General features: G+C 60.7%; 13 protein-coding genes. 7 read left to right on the top strand and 6 right to left on the bottom strand.

The features are described 5' to 3' along the window. Positions 1 to 45 precede the first annotated feature (45 nt). Positions 46 to 2151 carry a TonB-dependent receptor gene (locus IAE56_RS00265; RefSeq protein ID WP_325167143.1) on the bottom strand — a complete coding sequence of 702 codons (2106 nt, stop codon included), beginning with the start codon at positions 2149 to 2151 and terminating at the stop codon, positions 46 to 48. 945 nt (positions 2152 to 3096) lie between these two features. Between IAE56_RS00265 and IAE56_RS00260 the strand changes: the two genes are divergently transcribed. From IAE56_RS00260 to IAE56_RS00250, 3 genes are read left to right on the top strand one after another with little or no spacing between them, the layout of a single operon-like run. Continuing rightward, complete coding sequence (locus IAE56_RS00260; protein ID WP_325167142.1) at positions 3097 to 5718, top strand: TonB-dependent receptor; 2622 nt, start codon at positions 3097 to 3099, stop codon at positions 5716 to 5718. 16 nt (positions 5719 to 5734) lie between these two features. Then, positions 5735 to 7309, top strand: coding sequence for an argininosuccinate lyase (argH, locus tag IAE56_RS00255; protein ID WP_200750985.1), 1575 nt, complete (start codon positions 5735 to 5737; stop codon positions 7307 to 7309). Positions 7310 to 7361: 52 nt separating this feature from the next. After that, complete coding sequence (locus IAE56_RS00250; RefSeq protein WP_200750984.1) at positions 7362 to 8561, top strand: FAD-binding oxidoreductase; 1200 nt, start codon at positions 7362 to 7364, stop codon at positions 8559 to 8561. An 812-nt stretch (positions 8562 to 9373) separates the two neighbouring features. Here IAE56_RS00250 and IAE56_RS00245 read toward each other — a convergent pair. Then, positions 9374 to 10300, bottom strand: coding sequence for a hypothetical protein (locus IAE56_RS00245; RefSeq protein WP_200750983.1), 927 nt, complete (start codon positions 10298 to 10300; stop codon positions 9374 to 9376). Positions 10301 to 10493: 193 nt separating this feature from the next. Between IAE56_RS00245 and IAE56_RS00240 the strand changes: the two genes are divergently transcribed. The 3 genes from IAE56_RS00240 (at position 10494) to IAE56_RS00230 (ending at position 13295) form a co-directional block, all read left to right on the top strand. Then, positions 10494 to 10655: a hypothetical protein gene (locus IAE56_RS00240; RefSeq protein ID WP_200751040.1), complete on the top strand. Its 162-nt coding sequence runs from the start codon at positions 10494 to 10496 to the stop codon at positions 10653 to 10655. Positions 10656 to 11114: 459 nt separating this feature from the next. Further along, a complete protein-coding gene (locus IAE56_RS21030; protein WP_234455790.1) occupies positions 11115 to 11441 on the top strand; it encodes a lasso peptide biosynthesis B2 protein in 327 nt (108 codons plus the stop codon). Positions 11442 to 11453: 12 nt separating this feature from the next. Then, complete coding sequence (locus IAE56_RS00230) at positions 11454 to 13295, top strand: asparagine synthase-related protein (RefSeq protein ID WP_200750981.1); 1842 nt, start codon at positions 11454 to 11456, stop codon at positions 13293 to 13295. Here the strand turns inward: IAE56_RS00230 and IAE56_RS00225 are convergent. From IAE56_RS00225 to IAE56_RS00210, 4 genes are read right to left on the bottom strand one after another with little or no spacing between them, the layout of a single operon-like run. Beyond that, the gene (locus IAE56_RS00225) at positions 13292 to 14002 is read right to left on the bottom strand and encodes an ATP-binding cassette domain-containing protein (protein WP_200750980.1); all 711 of its coding nucleotides are present in this window, start codon (positions 14000 to 14002) and stop codon (positions 13292 to 13294) included. The genes IAE56_RS00230 and IAE56_RS00225 overlap by 4 nt on opposite strands. 12 nt (positions 14003 to 14014) lie before the next feature. Beyond that, the gene (locus IAE56_RS00220; RefSeq protein WP_200750979.1) at positions 14015 to 15373 is read right to left on the bottom strand and encodes an ABC transporter permease subunit; all 1359 of its coding nucleotides are present in this window, start codon (positions 15371 to 15373) and stop codon (positions 14015 to 14017) included. Then, positions 15370 to 16833 (bottom strand): DUF3526 domain-containing protein, encoded by a 1464-nt coding sequence (locus tag IAE56_RS00215; protein ID WP_200750978.1) that lies wholly within the window; start codon positions 16831 to 16833, stop codon positions 15370 to 15372. The genes IAE56_RS00220 and IAE56_RS00215 overlap by 4 nt, the downstream gene beginning before the upstream one ends. A gap of 9 nt (positions 16834 to 16842) precedes the next feature. Further along, on the bottom strand, positions 16843 to 19227 hold the full coding sequence (locus tag IAE56_RS00210) for a TonB-dependent receptor (protein ID WP_234455789.1): 2385 nt from the start codon (positions 19225 to 19227) through the stop codon (positions 16843 to 16845). A gap of 172 nt (positions 19228 to 19399) precedes the next feature. Here IAE56_RS00210 and IAE56_RS00205 point away from each other — a divergent pair, with 172 nt between their 5' ends. Continuing rightward, the gene (locus tag IAE56_RS00205; protein WP_200750977.1) at positions 19400 to 21094 is read left to right on the top strand and encodes an ABC transporter ATP-binding protein; all 1695 of its coding nucleotides are present in this window, start codon (positions 19400 to 19402) and stop codon (positions 21092 to 21094) included. The last annotated feature ends 193 nt before the right edge of the window (positions 21095 to 21287 follow it).

Genomic DNA, 21287 nt, shown 5'->3' with positions numbered 1-21287 from the left:
CTCGCCAGCAGGACGGCCCGACCTGCAGCTGTCACAGCGCGCCGGCTAGAAAGCATATCGAACGCTGGCGTAGAAGGCGCGCGCGAACCTGGGTCCATAGACGTAGTCGCTGTCACGGGTCGCACCCGCCTCGAGATCTTTCTGTCGCTGGTCGAAGATATTTCTTATGCCAAAAGAGACGTCGACGCTTCGTCCATCGGCTTGGTGGAAGTGCCTGGTTCCCCCTAGGTCCGTCACCCAGAAATCTGGAGTCCTGTTCAAAGAGGCGGTGTTGTTGTTAAGAGCATACATGCGCCCGGTGTACTTGAGCCCCACGTATGCATCCCAGTTCTGATTGGGGGACCATGTTGCCTGTGCCACCCCAGTCCATTCGGGCGTCTTGAGATAATCTCGAGTCGAAATGACGGTACCAACTCCGTCGACGGTATCGTCAAAAACCACTTGCGCTTGGTCGTAGCGCGAATGGTACCAAGCTACACCCGCGGTGAGCCGGAGTTCTTCTGATGTTTGCCAGCCCAAGTTGGTCTCAACGCCTGCAACCCGAGAGCCGCTTGAGTTGCTGCGGACTTGGTACAAGGATCCATCTTCTCCGGTTTGCACCTCGCTGAGCACGAAGGTGTCCCGCAGTTTGGTCAGTGACACCGTCGCGTCCCACATCCACGTTGGATCGGCCGGGTCGGAACGCCAATCAAGGCTAAGCATGCCTGTCAATGCGCGTTCCTCCGACAGCCCCGCTTCGTTCCGGATGCGAATTGGCTCGGCCCCGAGAGTATCGACGTGAAGATCTTCGCTGAAGACCTCAGGCGCACGGAATCCGGTTGAAATGCCGGCCCGCAACTTGAGCCGCTCGTTTGCCTGGAATGCCAGCGCGATTCGAGGGGAGTAGACAGGATCGTCGAGGGTCGAGCTTTTATCGGCGCGCACTCCCAGCACCAGATCGACTGCATCGCTGACGGTCCATTCGTCCTGAATGAATGCCCCCAAGTTGGAGAAGCTGTCGTCTGACGCAGTGCCCAAAGTCTTCCCGGCAGCATTGCGGTTCTCGTCCTTGACAGACTCGTGCTTGTACTGGACCCCGAACGCAATCGCATGGGCACCCATGCGCCAGTTGAACTGGCTGTCAAAGTAGTGCAGCGGATCCTCGGTGTAGCCATACTGATTGTAGGAGGTCGCTGCAGCGCCATCGCTAGTTGGGTCAAGTTGGGCTGCGTCAAAGCGTGGGTCTGTTGGGTCCGTAACTACATCGCCCAAGCCGCCGTAGAAGCTGTCACGCTTGATGTAGGCAAAAGAGTAGCCGAGCGTGAAGTCTACATCGTCGTTGACAATCTGATCCCATCGCATTCCGCCCCGGTGATAGTCCGTCTCAATCGATTCGGCAATGTTTGCCATCCACTCAGACTGGTCCAGGCGATTGCCGCCTCGGCGCTTTTCATGGGTGAATTGGTAGTTCGCCCGCAACGTGGTTCCGTCGTTCGGGGTGTACCATCCTTGGAAGCCAATGACCTGCTGCTCTTTTTCCGTGATTTCGCTATAGCCGTCGTGATTGAAATCGATCGCGTCGTTCTTGGCGGCCTGGCCTACCATGGAAAGACCGATGCGGCCGCTTTCCGACACCATATCCCCTCGGCCATCGATGCCATGGATTGGCTCGCCCTTCTGCACGTCCACGTTGTAGCGTAGGAAGCCACCGTTTTGGGTCGGTTGCCGTGGGATCAGATTGATCACCCCGGCGACCGCGCCAGGGCCATAGAGTGAGGAGCCGCCTCCCTTGACGACCTCGATCGTATCGATGAACGCCGCCGGGATTTGCTCTAGCCCATACACCCCACCCAGGGTCGAAAGCAGGGGAGTTCCATCGAACAAGATTTGGTTGTATGCGCCTGGCAGCCCGAGCAGCTGCGCTTCGGACGTGTTGCAATTCTGACAGTTGCTTTCGACGCGCAGGCCATTGATGAGTTCGGCAGCTCTAGAGAAGTCCAGTGCGGCCCGCAACTGTATGTCTTCACCCCGAAGGACTTCTGTTCGTACGGGCACGTCCGACAGCAATCGCTCAGTGCGCGTAGCAGTGCTGACCTTGACCTGGACTGCATCCAGCTGTGTTGCGCTACCGGGGCGATCCTCGTTGGCGCGCGCGTTGGGAGCCAGGGTCACCAGCACAGCAGCTGTCAGCGCTGACAGGACAGGGCGAGTGAGTACCTCACCGTAAGCAGTGCGGCTTGAAGGGATCAAGGTAGGTCACCATCGTGGAAGTAGAATTCCAGTAAGAGTAACGTTATAACATCACATTACGTGTCCCGAAAGTCATGCGGTACTTGTCCTGATAGTCATGCAGGACAAGTCGGATCCGGATTGGGGGATTCTCCTGCCTCTGCTTTGGACTCGGGGCGGCATTTGCGACAGAGCCCGGTCACTTCAAGGGCCTCAACAGAAGGCGCGAAGCCCGCCGCTGCGACGATGGCGAGAAGTTCTTCTTGGGCCATGGGCGACCGGAGGGCCTCTACAGAGTCGCATTTCTTGCATACCAAGAACGCGGCGTTCGCTCCGGTGCCGGGAGGCCGAAGGACAAGTGCGTTGATAGAGTTGAGCTTTACCGCCCATCCCTGCGCTTGCAGGAAATCCAACGCCCGATAGACCGCAGGCGGTGCAGCGGTGGGGGAGCCCTAGCGCACCTCCCCCAAGATGGAATAGGCCTTCATTGCATGTTCGGCCTTGGCCAGAATTCGCAACACGCGCTCGCGAGCGTTGGTCAGGCAGATGCCGCGCTCCATACACGTTGATCTGATGGCGTCGAGGGAGGAGCACGCCCTTTCCTCGTGACCGGCCACGCTCGGTGTCGCTACTTCACTTGAAGAAAGCAGGACAGACCAAAAACCCTCCGAACCGTTCGGTCTCTGAATGGCGCTCCGACCTCTTGCGCGACGGACTCGTAGGCGGAGCAAAAGGGCTTGCGGTCTTCCGCCATGGGCGACAGCTGTCAGCGCAGGAAAGGCATCAATTACCCGAGCTGCAATGTTATATCATTTCACTCCACCGTTGTTCTTCAATGTTGTCCGCCCTCACTCCGGAATACCCAACGTGAACAGATCTGAATCCTTGGTGGCAAGCCTGCTGGCTTCCGCTGTTGCCCTTGCTCTGGCCGTGCCTGCGTCGGCACAGGCGGTGCAAGCACGTCCGAGTACCATCTCTCAAGACGATCCTGGTTCTGACAATCCCGCCGTCACGGAGGTGGCTCCCGTGATGGTCACTGGAACTCGGTTCAATGGCCGACTTATCACGGAGTCGCCGGTCCCCATCGATTCGGTGTCCAGGGAGGACCTCCGGCGGAGTGCGTCTCCGCTTTTGGAGGATCAGCTGAAGGTTCAGGTGCCCTCCTTCAGCATTCCGCGCCCCTCCACGGCAGGGGCAGTCGACTTCTACACGGCTCCGTCGCTGAGAGGTTTGTCGCCAGGCCAGTTGCTGGTACTGGTCAACGGCAAGCGTCGGCACGCATCCGGCGACCTTTCCATCCACAATCAGATTGGTCGCGGCGACGTTGCTTACGATCTAAACGCCATTCCCAGTGCAGCTCTTGAGCGCGTCGAGGTGCTGCGGGACGGGGCGTCGGCTCAATACGGATCCGACGCCATCGCAGGTGTGATCAATCTTCAGCTCGCCCGTGACTTGGGGGCTGGGGCAGACACCAGCTATAGCGTGACCGATCAGGGCGACGGCCAAACGGTGGATACCAATGCATGGATTGGCCTGCCCGTATGGGAGACGGGGTTTTTTCGTGCGACAGTGTCGTACCGAAAGAGTGATGGTACGAATCGGGCGAAAGAAGACACCCGTCAACAGTACTTTGGCGGGAACGGTTCCCGCATGCCTTCCGGCAATTTTGGCTCCGGCGTAGGGCTGACGCCCTCCAATGGCGCTCTCGATCCGCGAGAAGCCACCGTGGACCGAAACACGTTCCGTCTCGGTGAACCGGAGTATCGGCAGAAGTCGATCTTCATCAACTCCGAGGTTCCATTGACCGACAGTGCGGATCTGTACCTGTTCGGGGGCTATAGCCGGCTCAACGGCGAGTCGGTGGGCTTCGCGCGGAGGGCAGGTCAAGACGAGACGGTACGTGCGCTGCATCCCGACGGCTATTCCCCGACCGTCCAAGCAGAGCTTGAGAACCGGTCCCTCGCTGTCGGTGTAAAAGGGCAAGACCTCGGTGGACTCGCGTATGACATTTCAACGGTCTACGGGGAAAGCCTGGTCGATTCAACCCAAGTCAACTCCAACAATCCTTCCATGGGCCTTGGCAGCCCGACCGCGTCTTATCGCGGCGGCACGCGATTTGGTCAGTGGACCACCAATCTCGACTTCACCAAGGACCTCAACGTTTTCCAAGCATCGCCCATGAAGCTGGCGTTTGGGTACGAGTTCAGGCGCGAAGCCTACGAACTGGTGCACGGAGACGTCGCGAGTTACCTCAACGGCGGGGTCCCGATCCTGGATGGACCCAATGCTGGAAAGGTCGCCCCGGTGGGATTCCAAGCCAACTCAGGCATTGTTCCGGAAGAGGCACGGAAAGAATCGCGCCACAGCCACGCTGGCTACATCGAAGCCGAGCAGAGTTGGGGGCCGCTGTTGCTGTCTGGTGCCGTCCGACACGAGCGCTACTCGGACTTTGGTAACACCACCAACTACAAGCTTGCATCGCGCTTTGAGCTCACCCCCGAGTGGGCGCTCCGGGCGTCGGTGAGCACCGGCTTCCGAGCTCCTCAGCTGCCCCAGAGCTACTTTGCCACGACCTCCATGACGATCGTCAACGGCGTCCAAACGTCGTCGAGGCTCCTGCCGGTCGGAAATCCCGTCGCGCAGCTCTTGGGCGCGAAGGCGTTGAGGCCGGAAAAGTCTGACAACGTTTCTCTGGGGCTGGTGTACAACAGCGACGCAATCGCCGCCTCCGTGGACGTATATCAAATCAAGCTCAAAGACCGCATAGCCCTGTCCTCCACGTTCCAAGGTGCAGCAGTGGGTAACATCCTCACCAACAATGGCTTTGCCGGGGTGAGCTCGGTCAGCTACCTGACGAACGCGGTCGACACGACGACGCGCGGTGTGGATTTGACGGTCCGGTATCAAAAGGAACTGTCGGACGCGAGTCGTTTTGTCGCGACGTTCAGCGGCAACTACAATAAGCAGGAGTTCGATCACATCGCGGGTACCCCGGACGCGCTTACGCAACTTGGTGTGACCACGCCGCTCTTTGACCTGACCCAGCAGGTCCGCGTCACGGACAGCATGCCACGTGACAAACTGAGCTTGGACCTTGGGTGGGAAAAGGGCGATTGGGAGCTTCACTTCACCAACACGCGTTACGGGAAGGTGGGAGCGGTCGCGTTTACCAGCCTGACCCCCGCCCAGATCGGCGTTCTTAGCCCTGGTTACTCAACCAAGGTGGTGCCCATTGAGGGCAGTGATCGCAGTCAGCTGATCCAGTTCTTCAATGCGAAAGTCGTCAGCGACTTAACCGTTACGTACAAGCCGACCAAGAACTGGATCCTATCAGCCGGCGTCAACAACCTATTTGACGTGTATCCCGACAAGAACATCGCTTCGACCGTGGAGAGCGTGGCGGCTGGCACCAATGGGTCTGACAACGTTGGGATCTTCCCTTACAACTACATCTCGCCCTTTGGCTACAGCGGCAAGACGTACTTTGCCCGTGCCCAGTTGCGCTTCTGATTAAGGATCCATGCTCATGAAAAAGAAACGACTCCCGATCGCCATTGCATTGACGGTGGGTTGCGTGGCCTCGCTCATTGTGGCCGGTGCGTCTGCTCAGGGCACAACTGTGAGCAAAGATGCCACTCGCATCGGACGCAGTGCCGTGCCAAAGGCCGCAGAATTCCAAGAGCTCTATGACTTTGATGCCGCGGCGAAGACCCTCCCGGACGCCACGTTTCCCTACGAGGCCCGCCTTCACCGGGCGCACGTGATCATGCTGTCGAAACAAGGAATTATCACACGCCAGGAAGCCGGCCAGATCCTCAAGGGGCTCGACGCGGTGGATCGTGCAAGTGAGACCGATGCGGGCTTGCGGACGTACCTGCCGTATGAAGCGGCCCTCATCCGAGAAATCGGGCCCGTGGCAGGAAAGATGCATACCGGCCGGAGCCGGAACGATCTGGCTAATGCAGTCAACCGCATGTACTACAGGCATCAGGTGAATCGCATCCTTGAGGCACTCATTGCCTTGAGGTGGACCCTGGTGAAGAAAGCGGAAGAGAACACCGACACCGTGATGGTGGTCTACACCCATCGTAAGGAAGCTCAGCCGATCACTCTCGCGCACTACTTGATGGGAATCTCTGAAAGCTTGGGCAAGTCGATCCAGCGCTATGAAGAGCTGTACGTGCGGATGAATCAGAACCCGCTGGGCTCTGCCGCCGCTGCTGGGACGAGCTGGCCCCTGAACCGCGAGCGCACGGCGGATCTTCTGGGCTTTGAGGGTCTTGTCGTGAACACGGTAGAGGGTACTGCTGGCTGGGACCACATTGCAGAGTTGGCATCCGACAACGCTATCTACCTGAGCGGATTGGGCCGACTGGCCTCGGAGATCCAGCTTTGGAGTACGGATGAGTACCGCTCGGCGGAATTGGACGGCGCGTTTGCGGGGACCAGCAGCATCATGCCGCAGAAAAAAAACCCTGATTCCTTGGAACGCACCCGCCAGATCGCAGCAAACTCGGTCGGCTCGCTGACCTCCGTTCTGACCTCGCTCAATGCCATTGAGTATCAGCACAGCGTCGCGCGTGTGCCGCTTGAGCCCCGATCCATCGATGCGCTGATTGCAGCCACCCATGCCATGACTGGGGTGGTGCGGACGCTTCATCCCAATAAGCCACAGATGCTCAAGTATGCGGCGGAGAACTATTCGACCATGACGGACTTGGCCGACCTGCTGGTCAAGCAGGGCAACATCGATTTCCGCGAGGCACATGAGATCATTGCATCGGTGGTCGTCAAAGCATTGGATGCGGGGCTGCGCGCGGACCAGATCACTGCCCCCATGATCGAGGAGGCTGCTAAGGCGAACCTGGGGCATTCGTTGAAGCTCACCGCCCAGCAGGTCAGCGATGCCCTTGATCCCGTCAAGAGCGTCGAGCGCCGCAACGGCACGGGCGGGCCGGGCAAGACGGCCGTGGCGCAAATGATCGCGTCGACAAAGAAAGAAATAGACGGTTCCTCCCGGCGCTTGGCAGAAAGGCAGGCCAAGCTGAGCCAATCCTCAACGCGCTTGGACGAGCAGGTCGCCAACCTGTTGCGGCCGTGACTACTGCGGCTGGTGATGACCGATCGCCAGCTGTTTTTCTCAAGGTTCTGTTATGACTTCACAACATCGGCGCCGCTTGGCCGTCATAGGTGGGGGCGTTGTTGGGCTATCTGTCGCTCGCGCGCTCGCGGTGGAAGGGGCTGACGTGACCCTCTTCGAACGCTCCTACGTCGGCTCGGGCACGAGCGAATTGAGCTTTGCCTGGGTGAATTCCAACGGCAAGAAGCCGCAGACTTATCACGAACTCAACTGCGCAGGCATGTTGGAGCACGTTCAACTCCAGTCCCAAGCCAAGTCGCATACGCGCGCGACTTGGCTGGATGAGTGCGGCACGTTTGAATGGGCCAGGGGTGCCGATCAAGTGGCTCGCCTCTGCAAACGTGCCGACTCTCTAAGAGAACGCGGTTACCCAGTCGAGCGTGTCTCCTTCGCGGACGTTCGTCGTCGACTGCCAGATCTGCATTGGGACGGGTGCACGGGCGACGTTTGGCATTATCCGACGGAGAGCATGGTTTACCCCCACTTGCTGATGGCATGGTTGCGATCGCAGGCCTCCGCGCTCAACTGCGTGGTGCGTGAGAACACGGGTGTCGTTGCTTTGGAAGAGACATCGCAGGGCGTGACTATGCGCTTGGCCTCCGGCGAAAAGTGGCAAGGCGAAGCGTGTGTATTGGCCACCGGGCGATGGATTCCAGAGTTGACGAGGAAGCTAGGGGCACCGTTGGCGATGATCAATGCCGACGAACCCAATAAGAGGGCTTGCGGCTTCTTGGCGATGACGCCTCCGCTGGCCATTCAGTTGGATTGCAACCTCATCACCCCCGAACTCAACGTACGGCCCATCGGTGGGGGACGTCTCATGCTGCAAGCCCCCGATCTGGACCAGTACGCGCACCCCGCATACCTGCCCGCCCTTGATGGCTCGGTCGGACAGGAGTTCACCGCACGGCTTTCTCGCCTTTTTGCCCACATCCGCCCTGGAAGTCTTCAGTCCATCCGAGTAGGCCAACGTGCGAGGCCGGCTGACGGCTTGCCGGCCGTGGGTTATTTGGTGCCTGGGGGCAGGGTGTATGCAGTTGTTACACACAGCGGCATCACTTTGGCACCGTTGCTGGGCAGGCTTGCGGCGGTTGAACTGATGAGAGGGGAGAGACATCCACTTCTCTCAGCCTATTCTCCCGCTAGATTGATAGGAAAAGTGCAGGACGATTTTTCCGAGGTTGAGACCATTCACTACCCAGCTGCACAGTAGAGAGCACGGCGTGCGCTCGCGCCGCTTGGGCCGCACCGAACCGGTTCAGAGGGAAGTGGGTAGGCGCCGGGCGGCGGGGGGAATCCGGCGCCCGGCCGCAGGTAGGAGGCGCCTCTTATTTCAGAAAGCCTCTGAAGTCACGTCAGGTGGTTTCACTGAGTCGAAGCGAGCCTAAATCGCCAGAATCCGAGGAATGCCGCTACTCACTTCTCTATGGGCGCCGATATGGCCTTCAGCCAGAGTTGGTCCCAGGCCCGCCAGCAAGTAGCGGCGCATCATCCGAAGATTGGACTGGGGCGTTGCCGTTCGCTTCCGCCTTCTAGCCCTTGTCAGCGATGAAGGACTTTGCCGTGCTCGCGGACAGGCTGCACTTCTGGTTGCACTGCTGCAGCAGCTATCGCAAAAAAAATGACTCTTTTCTGGCCGTGCATCAGCAGATGAGTTGGAAAAGCGCACAAGCGCTGAGAGGTCCTCCACTCCGGGGTATCCTGTCCACACCGAAGTAGCACTTGGTTGCGTTTGAGGGTAGGAGCATTTGAGGATCACAAGCCTCATGGACACTCTTGGACGAACCGGGTGTGCGAATTGATCGTGGCATCCCCAATCGAACCCGTACGCAGGCCGTAGCCTTTGCGTTTAAGGCTAGATCCCACGCACTCCGGGATAAGTTAGTTTGGCACCCGTCTGTGATGCACCGAACGCCTTTATCCGGGATTTTCTGGGCAGATGTCGAGGTCGCCGGATGGTTGTGCTGCTGGTGGCACGACACACATCTCCATCTACCCCTCTCAATTGACTGCAATGCACAAGGGCTACACCGAGGGTACGGTTATCCTTTGCAGATCCAGCTTGGCCCTGAGAGCGTAGTTCTTGCGGGTCACTGCAACGGTGTGGGTCAGGCGCAGATCCAGGTAATCTTTGAACATCGGCGGCCGCGAAGCCCCCAGATAAAACTGCCGATCCTGCTTGATCGCAGCCGGCAACAATACGTCGGACAAATCGCTGTCGGTCGCATCGGTCACCAAGCAGGGCGCGTAGCGGAAGCCGAGCTTGCGCAGGAGGTACAGTCGATGTGAGCCGTTAGTCAGGACGATCCGGCGGCCAATGCGCGTCGCACTGACTAGGTTGTCGCTGAAACCCAGATAGATGACAAGGGCGTGGCTAGCTGCGCCGAATGGCTCGTAATTGGCGATGGAGCTGGGGTCGATGGTCGCCACGTCGAGGAACCGCAGGTCGTTGGACGCAGATGCGAAAGTGAAGCTGCCCTCGGACTGGGTGAAGCGCACATCCGGATGTGCGTGGCGGCCACTTCGCGCTACGAGCTCAATAATTTCGCGGGCATCGGGCGACGCCGCGGTGGCCGCCGCAAGTTGGTCGATGTGGCGCAGGTTGATGCATTCCTGGAACACCACCAGTCGGTCGATTTCCACCATTTGCCAACGCCGGGGCACGACGCTCGTCATGCGGTGCATCGAAGGTTGACGGAGTGGCTGCTCGGCAAGTGGCAGCATCTCTTCAGGCAGCGCGAGAACATCCATGGCATCGGGGTGATCCGCTTCCTCCTGCTGAAGGCGGCGCACCAACTCGCGAGCGTCCCGCCACTCTTCTACCAACAACGACTCATCAAAGCTTCCTGGCGGGCAGCGTTCCCTCACGAAGCGGATGAACTTCGACAGCGGAAAAAGGCCCTTCAGCAAAAGGGTCGGATCGAGGCTATCGTCATTGATCTCGGTGAGCATCCATCTCGCTCTCTCGTGGGAATCATTGCAGTGGCGACAATTGAAGTTGGCCGTCACGCCAAAATAATATGTTATATCGTAACATTCGATTGCCTTGGCGGCAATCGCCCTGAAAACATGCAGGGGAGGCTGTCTCGGCCGTTATGCATCCTTCAAATCCTGAGGGTGCATCCACTAGACAGAGGAGATGTTCATGAACGAACTGACTGAGCTGGTTGGAGTGGGTGGAGTGGGTGGAGAGCAGAATCACCGAGATCATGATGAGTTGATCGAGCTGGGTTCGGTGGTTTCCGAAACGAAGGCGCACAACCACGGTACGTTGTGGGATGGCGTCTTCCCGACGACTTCGCCGTAATCCATTGCGCTACGCATAACTTGCGGTGCATGCCCCCTGCATGCACCGCTCTGACGCCTGCAGCCGCATGAGATAACTTTCGCGATGGACCCGTCCGAAGGACCATACTTCCTCTCGAAGCACGCACACATTTGTGTCACCGGCGACGCAATGGTCTTTCTTGACCAGGCCGCCGGCAGCTATCTCTCCGTTGATAGAGGCAGGGCGGCAGAATTGGGTGGGCTGGTGCTGGACTGGCCACTAGCCTCCTGTGGAGCACCAAGGCCGAGGATGCTTCAGTCTCTGCTTGATCGGCGCCTCATTACCCAAGACCCGAGGCTTGGAAAGTCCGCAGCCTGCGCCACGATTGCGTTGCCCCTGCACTGGGTGCGTGATGGCGAGTCCCGAGGATGCCCACCGATCACGGCCCGCGACTTGTGGCGCTTCTTGGTTTCGGTCGCGCGCGCAGCTTGTAGCAGGATGTTGCTGCCTTTCAGCCACACGGTCTCGGCAGCGCGTAGGCGCGGTCAGGCATCCATGTCTGGCAAGGTGGACCTACAGCAGTTGGCCCTCTTAGTTCGGATGTTTGATTGGTTGCGACCGATCGCCTTTAAGAAGACCGATGAGTGCTTCCTCTATTGCCTGGCCATGCGCGAGTTCCTATCGCTGTACGGCATCGTTCCCGCATGGGTGTTTGCGGTGCGCACCCAGCCGTTCGCAGCGCATTGCTGGTTGCAGCACGGCGACCTAGTTCTGACCGACATTCCCTTCAACCTGCGCCGGATGACGCCAATCCTGGTGCTGTAGCCGGCCTGATCCATGTACCGATATATCGCTGTGCTCTGGAACGATCATTCCGAATCTGCCCATGCGCAGGCCCTGCAGACTATGGAAAGAATTGAAGCGGGGCGCCCCGGGATTTCCTGCGTAATGAAGGGCAGCGGCGGTGCCATCTATGCCCAGACTGACAACCCTGGCTACTTCGAGTACAGCCGGTCTGGCCCGCTGGTGGTACTCGGCAAGCTGTTCCACAAGGTTTTCGGCGCCGATACCGTTCCAGCACAGACAGTTCCCGATGCTGCCGCGGCGCTGACCGCTTGCAGTACGCAGGGCAGGAGCCTGGTGGAGCAGTGCTGGGGGCGCTACGTTGCCTTGGGGTACCAGCCGGATACCGCGAGCTGGTTCGTGCTGCGCGACCCGACGGCGGAGATTCCGTGCTACATGACCACAGTCGATCAGCTGACGGTGGTCTTTTCGAACATGGAAGACTGCCTGCTGCTGGGATTGCGTGACTTCAACGTTGACTGGTCGTTCTTGTCCTATTCGCTGCTGTTCCCGTTCCGTGACGGCCTTCAGACAGGATTTGAGGAGATCGTCGCCCTGGAGGCGGGCGAGGCGGTGACGATCCGCGATGGCCAGCCGGTCGGCCGGCACTATCAATGGGACGTGGTGCGGCAGGCCAGCGAAGCGCCCATCGAAGATCTGGAGGAAGCCGTGCAGCTCGCACGTGCAACGTTGCTGGGCTGCATCGGCGCGCTGGCGAGCCAGCATCGCTGCATCCAGCTTCAGCTGTCCGGCGGGTTGGACTCCTCCATTGTCCTCGCAGGCCTGCTGCATGCGCCGTCTACACCGGAGGTGAAGTGCGTCCATCACTACGATGCCGGTATTGGCGCCGATGAGCGCATGTTCGCGCGCATGGCAGTTGCCGGTGCCCGTGAATCCTCAGGAAGAAGCTGCGAGTTCGTCGAGTATCAGCGGCAGCCGCACTGCTCGTTGGAAGAGATCATGGACTTCCCACGAACCGCCCGTCCTGCACATTGTTCGGGCTATCTGCTGCATCGGCGCGACGTGAATTTCGACGCAGATACGGTGCAGTTCACGGGCGGGGGCGGCGATGCGGTCTTCCTGCGCTTCAAGGGCAATGCCGCCGCCATCGATTATGCGTGGCGCCGTGGGATCGACCGTGACTTCTTCCGTGTTGCGTTCGAAACTGCGCAGTCGGGCGATTCGCTGTACGGGGTGTTCAAGGAGGCCTTCGTCCATGGCGTGCTGAAGAGGCCAAGCAGCATCAATGGCCGCTGGGGCAACCCGTGCGAATGGGTGAAGGTGGATGCTTCTGAACAGGATGGCATGCCGCCTGCCTGGTTGCGGCATGCACGTGCGCACGGGCACAGGCTCTCCCCGCACAAGCTGGCTCACATCGGACGCATGATCTTCCCGACCAGCGTGCTTGATCCCTTCGAGGGCGCAGGGCGCTGGCACGGGGTGTCACCGCTCAGCGCGCAGCCTGTAGTAGAACTCTTTGCCCGTCTGCCGCTGCACTTGCTGATGGCCGGCGCAGAGGATAGGACGATCGCGCGTCGTGCACTGCACGGCCTGCTACCGCAGGCCCTCCTCTCGCGCAAGGTGAAGTGCTACCTGGACGATCACTCGGTGGCCGTCACCCAGCGGCATCAGCAGTTCATCAGGGACCTGCTGGTGGACGGCCTGCTGGCGCGGCGCGGTTACATCGACAGCGCATCGGCCGAGGCGGGCATCCGCAGGGTCAGCCCGGATCACTCATCCCAGGTGCTGGGCATCTTCGGTCCCCAGGTCAACATCGAAGCCTGGCTAAGGCGTTGGATGGGCCGAACCGGCGTGCCTTTGGTCGGCATGGCCTAGCTGCTCCGGCTCATTTCCTCAAGGTAGAGGCTCTCAAGATCATTGGCGGTGATCGTGCTGGCATCCAGCGTCCTGCGCAGCCTGCCTGCCTGCATCAGTCCGATGGTCGTCGCCACTTCGCGGGCACGGAACAGATCATGGGTGGCCATCAGGATCGCGATGCCGCGGTCGCGCTGGCGCACGATCAACTCGTGGAACTCGGCGGACGCAGTCGGGTCCAGGCCGGACGTCGGCTCATCAAGGAGCAACGCCCCGGCCTCCTTGACGATGGCCAGCGCGATGCCCACCTTCTGACGCATACCCTTGGAGTAAAGGCCGACGCGTCGCCCGAATGCTTCGGGTGCCAATCCCGCGGACCTCAGCGCGTCCTTCAGTCGTGCGGGCGAGCGCTGTTTCACCGCAGCCAAACGCGCGAAGTAGTCTAGGTTTTCATAGCCGGTCAGTTCGTCATACAGGGCGACGTTCTCCGGGATGTACAACAGACGCCGCCGCACCTCCTGTGGCCGCTGCCACGGACTGAGTCCGTCAACCTCGGCGGATCCAGCGGTAGGCTCGAGGAAGCCCAGAAACAGCTTGATCGTGGTCGACTTGCCAGCCCCGTTGGCACCCAGCAGACAGAAGATCTCGCCGGGGCGCACTGTGAAGCTCACATCATCCAGCGCCCTATGGGTACCGTGTTCCTTTACAAGATGAGTTGCAGTCAGCATGTGTGATGTACCTCAGGGAGTGGCCAGCCGACGCCGCATCGACCAAGCCGCGATCAGCAGAAGCAGGGTGGCGGCGGCCAACGCGGCCAGATCGATCAGCACGCCGCGTTGCGGGAGCCCGTCCGTATCCTGGAATTCAAAACGGGGCAGGGCGTTGTACTCGGCCAGAGTCTGCGGCTCGTCACGGTCCAGATAGTCCTTCTGCAGCTGCCGACGCGCCTGCCAGTACTCGAGGACCTGCTGCTGGAACGCCAGGGCTCGGTCGGCGTCGGATCCGGCGAGGCGGTCCAGTGCATCCTGCACCGCCACCGACGGCAGCAGCAGGCGCGCTCGGTCGAGCACCTGGCGCCGTGCGTCTTCAGCCTCCGCGTACGCCGCGAGCAAGGGTGTGATGGCCTGATCGGCCTGAACAAGATCGGCATAAGCCACCCGTACGGCATCCGCAATGCGCGGTGCTGGCGAACGCATAGCGGGGGGTTCTGCCGCGTGGCGCAGCTTCTGCTGGCGGGCAGTGTCGGCTAGCTGTGCCTTCAGTGCGGTTGCCAGCTCCATCTGTGAGGGCGATGGAACCATCAGATCTACCGCTGCCAGGACCAGCGACGGGGCCATGACAACGATCAGGAGCCACAGTGCGCCTGCGGCGATGGCGGCCTCGGTGGTGCGCCGGGCGAAGCAACCGATAAGCACCGCCACCGCTATCCAGAAGCTGCCGTAGGCGAATACGATAAGGGCAAGCACGGCCAGACCGGTAGGGCTCGTTGCTCCCGAGCACGCTGCAACGCCGATGATGATGGCCAGTGCGGGCAGAAGCACGATCGCGGCGCGAGCCGATGCCTTAACCGCGATCAGCCGTCCTGCCTCGATTGGCTGTGACAGCAGCAATGCTGTGATGCCGCGCTCGCGTTCACGCGACCAGAGGTCGAAGGTCGCCGCCAGAATTACCAAGGGCAGCAGGAACACAATGACGAAGGCCAGATCAAATCGGCCGGCGGCCTGCACGGCGGGATTCCCGACGTCGGACCACACTCGCCTGAGCAGCTGGCTACGGTCCCCGAGTGCGACCACGTCGGCGGTGTAGGGGTAGGCTTCCGCCTGTCCTACCGACAGCGCCGCCATCGGGCCGGGAGGGAGCACCGGCTGGACGCGGGGCAGTACCGAGGGCGCCTTGCCAACGAACCCTCGGCTGCGGTCCTTGGTATCCTGTTCTTCCGCTTTAAGCAGGCCGATGGCCGCCTCGCGCTGTCCGACCCACGCGCTGCCATTCCATGCAGCGTAGGCTGCCAGCGCCACCATAAGGCCAAGCAGCACCAGTAACGCCCGATCACGCAGCAGGCGACGGATCTCATGCCCTGCGATTGACCGGCTGCTCATGGAGCACTCCCGAGATGCCGCGCCGAGGTGAACACCAGCCCTAGGGCCAGCAGCATCCAGACCAGAAGAATGGCGAAATTCACTGACTGGGCCGCGACGATGTGGCCTAGCGGCGGCTGCTGTGGGCTGTACGCTACGGAGCGGGTAAGGGTGGCGATATCAGCCAAATGCTTGCTGCCGCTCGCGGTCTTGTGCTGTTTCACTTCTAGGTTGAGTGTTTGAATCAGCCGGTACCGATAGTCTTCAACTCCGCGCAGAAAGGCCAGATGTGCCGGGAAATCGGTACGCGCCAAGGCCCTTGACGCGGCTTGCAGCGCGAGAGTTGGAGACAGCGCCGCGAAGGCGCGTTGCGTAACCGCCTGCCGCTGGTAAGTGGTATAGATGCGTTCGAAATGGCGGTTGTAGGTATCGGTGGAATTCGCCTCGCCGAACTCCAGCGCGACACCGCGGAAACTGACCGGAAGATCGTCCACGTCCTTTACGTGGTAGCGTGACAGCATCTCCGCTCTCAATGCATCCAGCCGCTTGTCCGCCGGGTCGTGTCCATTGGCACCGTTCTTTGCGTCCTCGATGACCGCCGTCCGGAACGCGGGTGCAGTAGGCGTGGGATCCAACGATTCGGCCAGCGCGGGGGCGACCCGGGGCGCAAGCAGGGTCGCCATCGCCCAGAAGCCGAGCAGCACCACCAGCGACGTACGGGCCGTGCTAAAGCGCGCCGAGACGCCGATGGTGATGGCGCAGAACACTAGCAGGTAGAGCGCATACACCGCGACAATCGCAACAAGCGCCATGATGTCGGCCGTGCCGAGGTCGTGTTCGGTCATGGCTGGAAGGCTGACCGCCAGCAGGGCGATGAGCAGTAGCAGCGACGCCGTGACCAGTGCGATCAGCCGGCCGCCAATCAGCACGTGGGCCGATGCACCACTGCCGAGCTCCTGGCGGAGCGTCTCGCGGGCGACATCGCCGGAAAGGCTGGCAAATCCTGCAAGGATAATGAGAAGGGGGGCCACAACCTGCAGCGCCCATGCTGCGGAGAAGCTGTTGAAACGGCTGAGCGCGGTGCCGGCATCGATGGGGCGATGCCGCGCCGGGTTCTGCGCATGGCCTTCAATGAACACCGACGTGCCGACGAAATCCGTGATGCCTGGATCGAGCGCCGCCAGCGGCCGCACCGGCGCGGGGACGGCGCGGCCGACGTGCGCGGCGGCATGCGGATCGATGGTGCCCTGACTGTCCCATAGCCGCGCCTCCTGCTCCGCCACGATCTGGCGCTCCTGGGTCTGCTGGGCCAGCCGTGCTGCGCCCGTGGTAACCGACGCTCCGGCAAGCAGTAGCAGGGTCAGCGCGAGCCACAACAGGCGCCGCTCGCGCCACATCAGCTTTAGCTGCGTCGCTGCAACCGTCAACGTCTGGTTCAGGGCCGATGCGGATTTGGCGAGGTTGGGGTGTGCATCACTCATGGCGGGGCCCTACCAGCGATGGGTCAACGTCATGGACAGGAAGCGGCCAAGCGCCATTGCATTGGTCGGATCGAAACCGGTGTTGATGCTGTTGACGATGAAGGGCGGGTTCCTGTCGAGCAGGTTCTGCACGTTTAAGGCCAACGAGGTGCCCTGTCCGGTGCCGGCAGAGTCGCTGAAGTCATACTTGAGATTGAGGTCGACCGTTGTCCACGAGCTGACGTGGGGATCGGCCCGGTTGGCGGGATCGCGATAGCTGTCCACGTAGTTCACGAACAGCCCGCCGGCGACCTGCCGGTGGCTCATGGCGAGGCCACCGCGCACCTTCAGGTCGACCGGGAAGTACACCGTATTCACCGCGTCGACCTCGGGCGAGGTGGCGGTCACGCGGCGCTTGGAATCGATGATGTACTGGCCGGCAAGGTTCAACGCAAAGCGCGTCTGGCCGGCGTCGAAGTCGTAGGAGGCATTGAAATCTACGCCGCGTTGGGAAGTGAACGCGTTGTTGCGGAAGCGATTGTCGAGGATGACCTCGCTGCTGGTTTCATCGGTACCTGGTGCTAGGGCATAGGGGCCTACCCGCGATACGAACAGGCCCAAGCCGGAGGCGCCGAGCTGGCGCGCCTGCTGAATCTGCCGCGGCGTCGGGTTGACGGTCAGCAGGTCCGCATACGGCGCAGTGGACTGCAGGAATAGCGACGGGAAGCTGCCACCGAAGCCGCTGCCGATCCGGTCGGCATACTCGATGTGATAGTAGTTCGCGTCAACCTTGAAGCCTGGCAGCGACGGGGGCGCGAATGAGAAGCCTCCGGTCCAGGTCTTGGCACGTTCAGGCCCCAGATCCGGGTTGCCGTTGGAGAGCATCATCAGTACCGTGCTTCCGCTGGCCGCGCTCGGGTTGGGCACCTTGGCCACCACCACGGTGTTGTTCGGCTGCATGTCCTGGTAGACCGGCGCACGATAGGAGCGGCCGTAGCTGGTGCGGAATGAAAGTCCTTCCGTCGCTTCCCACAGCAGGCCCAGCTTGGGATTGAGGGTGGAGCCGAAATCGCTGTAGTCGTCGTAGCGTGCGGCCGCAGTCAGTGACAGGCGACGAACGCCAGGCGTGTCTGCGAGCAGCGGAACATTGAGCTCAGCAAAGGCGGAGCGGATCGTGCGCTGCAGATCCAGCGGCTTCTCAAGGCCGCGGTGGTCGAGCAGCTCGTACCCATCGCGGTGGTAGGCCGCCCCGAGCGCCGCGCGTACGCCGCCGGCCGGAAGATTGAAGAGCTCGCCATCGGCGATCACTTCCAGATAGCGTGATTCGGAATTCGTATCAGTCGACGGCGCGGTGCTGACCGAGCTGCCAGAAATGGTGGTTCTCTGATAAGAGACGTCGCTCCTGCCGAATCCGGAATTGAGGCGGGCCTGCCATTGTCGCGGAAGCTCGAGGGTAAGGCCGGCGAACACATCGAACTGGCGCGTATGTGGGAACAGGCGGGTCTCGTCCCCGGTCCCGGAAATCGTGGTGTCCATTTCGCGCTTGGCAAAGGAGCCCGTCAAGTTGAGTGTCAGCACATCGCTGAGTTCCTGCACTCCGTCCAGATACAAGCTGTGCCGCTTCGAACCGGGATAGATGTCGTATGGTTTGACTGTAACGTTCCGGGAAAAGTCCTTGTCGACAGCAGCGAGGTTGGCCTGCTTTAGAAACTCGTAACTGGCCATCAGGTGGCCGCCCTGCCAGGACCACCCGGCCGACTGTGACGCTTGGTATTCATCCATGTTGCCGCGGGTGACGCTTCCATAGCGCAGCGAGGTCTCGTAGCCGGCGAAATCTCGGCGCAGGACGATATTGACCACTCCGCCGACGGCGTCGGTGCCGTAGATAGCAGAGGCGCCATCAGTGAGGATTTCCACGCGCTCGATGGCACTCAGGGGAATTAGCGAGATGTCGACGTACTGATACCGGTTCGATGAGGTCACGCGGTGGCCGTTGATCAGCGTAAGCGTGGTTCCCGTTCCAAGGCCCCGCAGATTGATGGCAGTGCCCTGGCCAAAGTTGTTGCCGGTATCGCGGTCGACGCCGAGGTTGCCGACATTGGCGCCGTTGGCACCGCCACCGAAGTTCTGTGGAAGTTTCTCGAAGAGCTGCTGCAACGAGGCAACCCCGGTTTGATCGATGGCCTCCCGGTCAATCACGATGACCGGGGAGGCGCCGCCGCCGAAGGTATCTCGGATGTTGCTGCCAATGACCATCACCTTGTCCAGCGTGGCGGTATCGGATCGCCGATCGCCCTGAGCGGGGCTGCTGGAAGCATTGGCATCCTGCGCCATTGCAGGAACGTTGAGCTGCAGTGCGGCAGCCAGGCTGGCGACAATCAGTGCTGCCGGCCTAGCGGTGGATGCGTTGTTCAAGCCCTGCTCCATGGATTTCATCGGATGTTGGTCAGCGGCACGAACCATCGCGCCTTCAATTGGCGTGTTATATCATAACATTCAGGTTGCGCGACGACCTCTTGCTGTGCCGGAGGTAAGGGTCGCCGCACCCTCTCGTAGAAGCCGCAGCACCGATGCCGGACCAAAACTTATGAGAACGTTCGCACTACCTGCGCCGCTCGCCGAGATCCTCGCCGCTTACTGGAAGGCGGATCGTAGGCTGCTGCTGTTGATCGCCGCCATCGTCTTGCTTTCCAGCCTGGGCACAGTGGCGGCGCCGTATTTGTTCTCGCGCCTGATTGACCGCATCAGCGCGGAGGGCCTCCTTGAACTGGTGGCATGGTTCTTGCTCTACGCGGTGATACTCGGTGTCTCCAGCATCTTGCAGAACACCGTTCAGTACCTGTCGTTCCTGAGCGGTGAGAACCTAGGTTTCATCACCAGCACCCGCTACTTCACGCGCTTGCTGAAGAAGACCCATGGCTTCTTCCTGGATTACAACGCAGCCGAACTGCAGCTGGCTGGTGAGAAGGGGCGCAACGCACTGAAGATAGTCGTGCAGCTCGGACTAGTGGTGTTCATTCCCAGCGCACTGCAGATCCTGCTGACCCTGCTGACGCTGGGCGCACTGATCAACTTGCAAATAGTGGCCATCGTCTTGGGCTACGGTTCTATCGCCATCACGCTATCGGCCATCGCCACCCGCCGTGCGCGAACCCATCGTGATGCGGCGGTCGAGGCGGGCCAGCAGAATGCGCGATTCGTCGGCAACGCGATGAATGCGATGGAGACGTTGCGGCAGTTCGGCGGCAGCGCGTGGATGATTCAGCGCTTTGAACTTAAGGCCCAAGAGGTGCGCGACAGTTGGCGTGCCTACGTGCTGCAGCGGATCGGCTTCATCGCGCTGCTAGGCGTTGGCTTGGCGGTCGAGTTCCTCGTCACCTTCGCACTGTTGCTCCCGCGCTACCAGAGTGGTGACCTAAGTGTTGGCGATATCGTCCTCTTTAACCTGCTCCTATTGCAGCTCAACATGCCGTTTGAAATGATCGCGCGCTCGATCGATGACGTCGCCCGATCGTGGGCCCTGCTGACGCCGCTGTCGGCGCTTTGGGCGGCTCCCGAAGAGCAGCAAGTACCCAATGCCAGCCGATTCCACGGAGAATGCGGCCGGATTGAGTTCCAGCATGTCAGCCATCGCTACTCCAATGGCCGCGGGGTCAGCAATGCGTCTTTCCACGCCGAGCGCGGCGGCGTCAACTTCCTGATGGGGGAGACCGGGGCAGGGAAGTCGACGCTGTTCAAGCTAGCACTGAAGTCGATCGAACCACAGCATGGTTGCATTTTAATAGATGGCACCGACCTGGCCCAGATCGACCGTGCCGCATGGCACTCCGCCGTGGCCGTCGTTCCCCAGGATGTCATCCTGCTCAATGAGAGCCTTGCCGACAACATCTTGCTCGGGCGCCAACGCGACGAAACCCGACTGAGCGACGCTACTCGAAAAGCTTCCCTGACTGCATTCATCGACTCTCTACCCCAGGGATTGGATACCACGGTAGGTGAGCGCGGCTTGAAACTCTCCGGTGGTGAAAGGCAGCGAATCGCAATTGCACGGGCCCTCTATGGACAACCCTCGATTCTCTTCTTAGATGAAGCAAGTTCGGCGCTGGATGAGGCTACAGAACGCGAGATCATTGCGCATATCCGCGAACTAGCAAGGGAGGTCACGGTGCTTGCCATCACACATAGGCGGGGAGTAGTAACAGCGGGCGATCAGGTTATAGATCTAACGGACGATCGACATCACTCTTCCGCTAACGGGAAGCACTGTGCCAACCAGCGTTGAGACCAGGATCAACGCGATGCAACTGAGTCCAGGAACGCCGGTGCCACCACATGACCGGGTTCAGGCCGTACAGAGGTTAGCGGAAAACGTATGCCCTAACCTTCGATAAGTCCTGTCGATGGGAAGCATTCGACCCACCATCGGGAGAGGGCCGGGCAGCGAGCAAAGACGAACAAGTGCAGGCAGGATCGCG

This window comes from Stenotrophomonas sp. S41 (assembly GCF_016624625.1).
Taxonomy (GTDB): domain Bacteria; phylum Pseudomonadota; class Gammaproteobacteria; order Xanthomonadales; family Xanthomonadaceae; genus Stenotrophomonas.
This window is presented reverse-complemented; position numbering and strand designations above follow the sequence as displayed.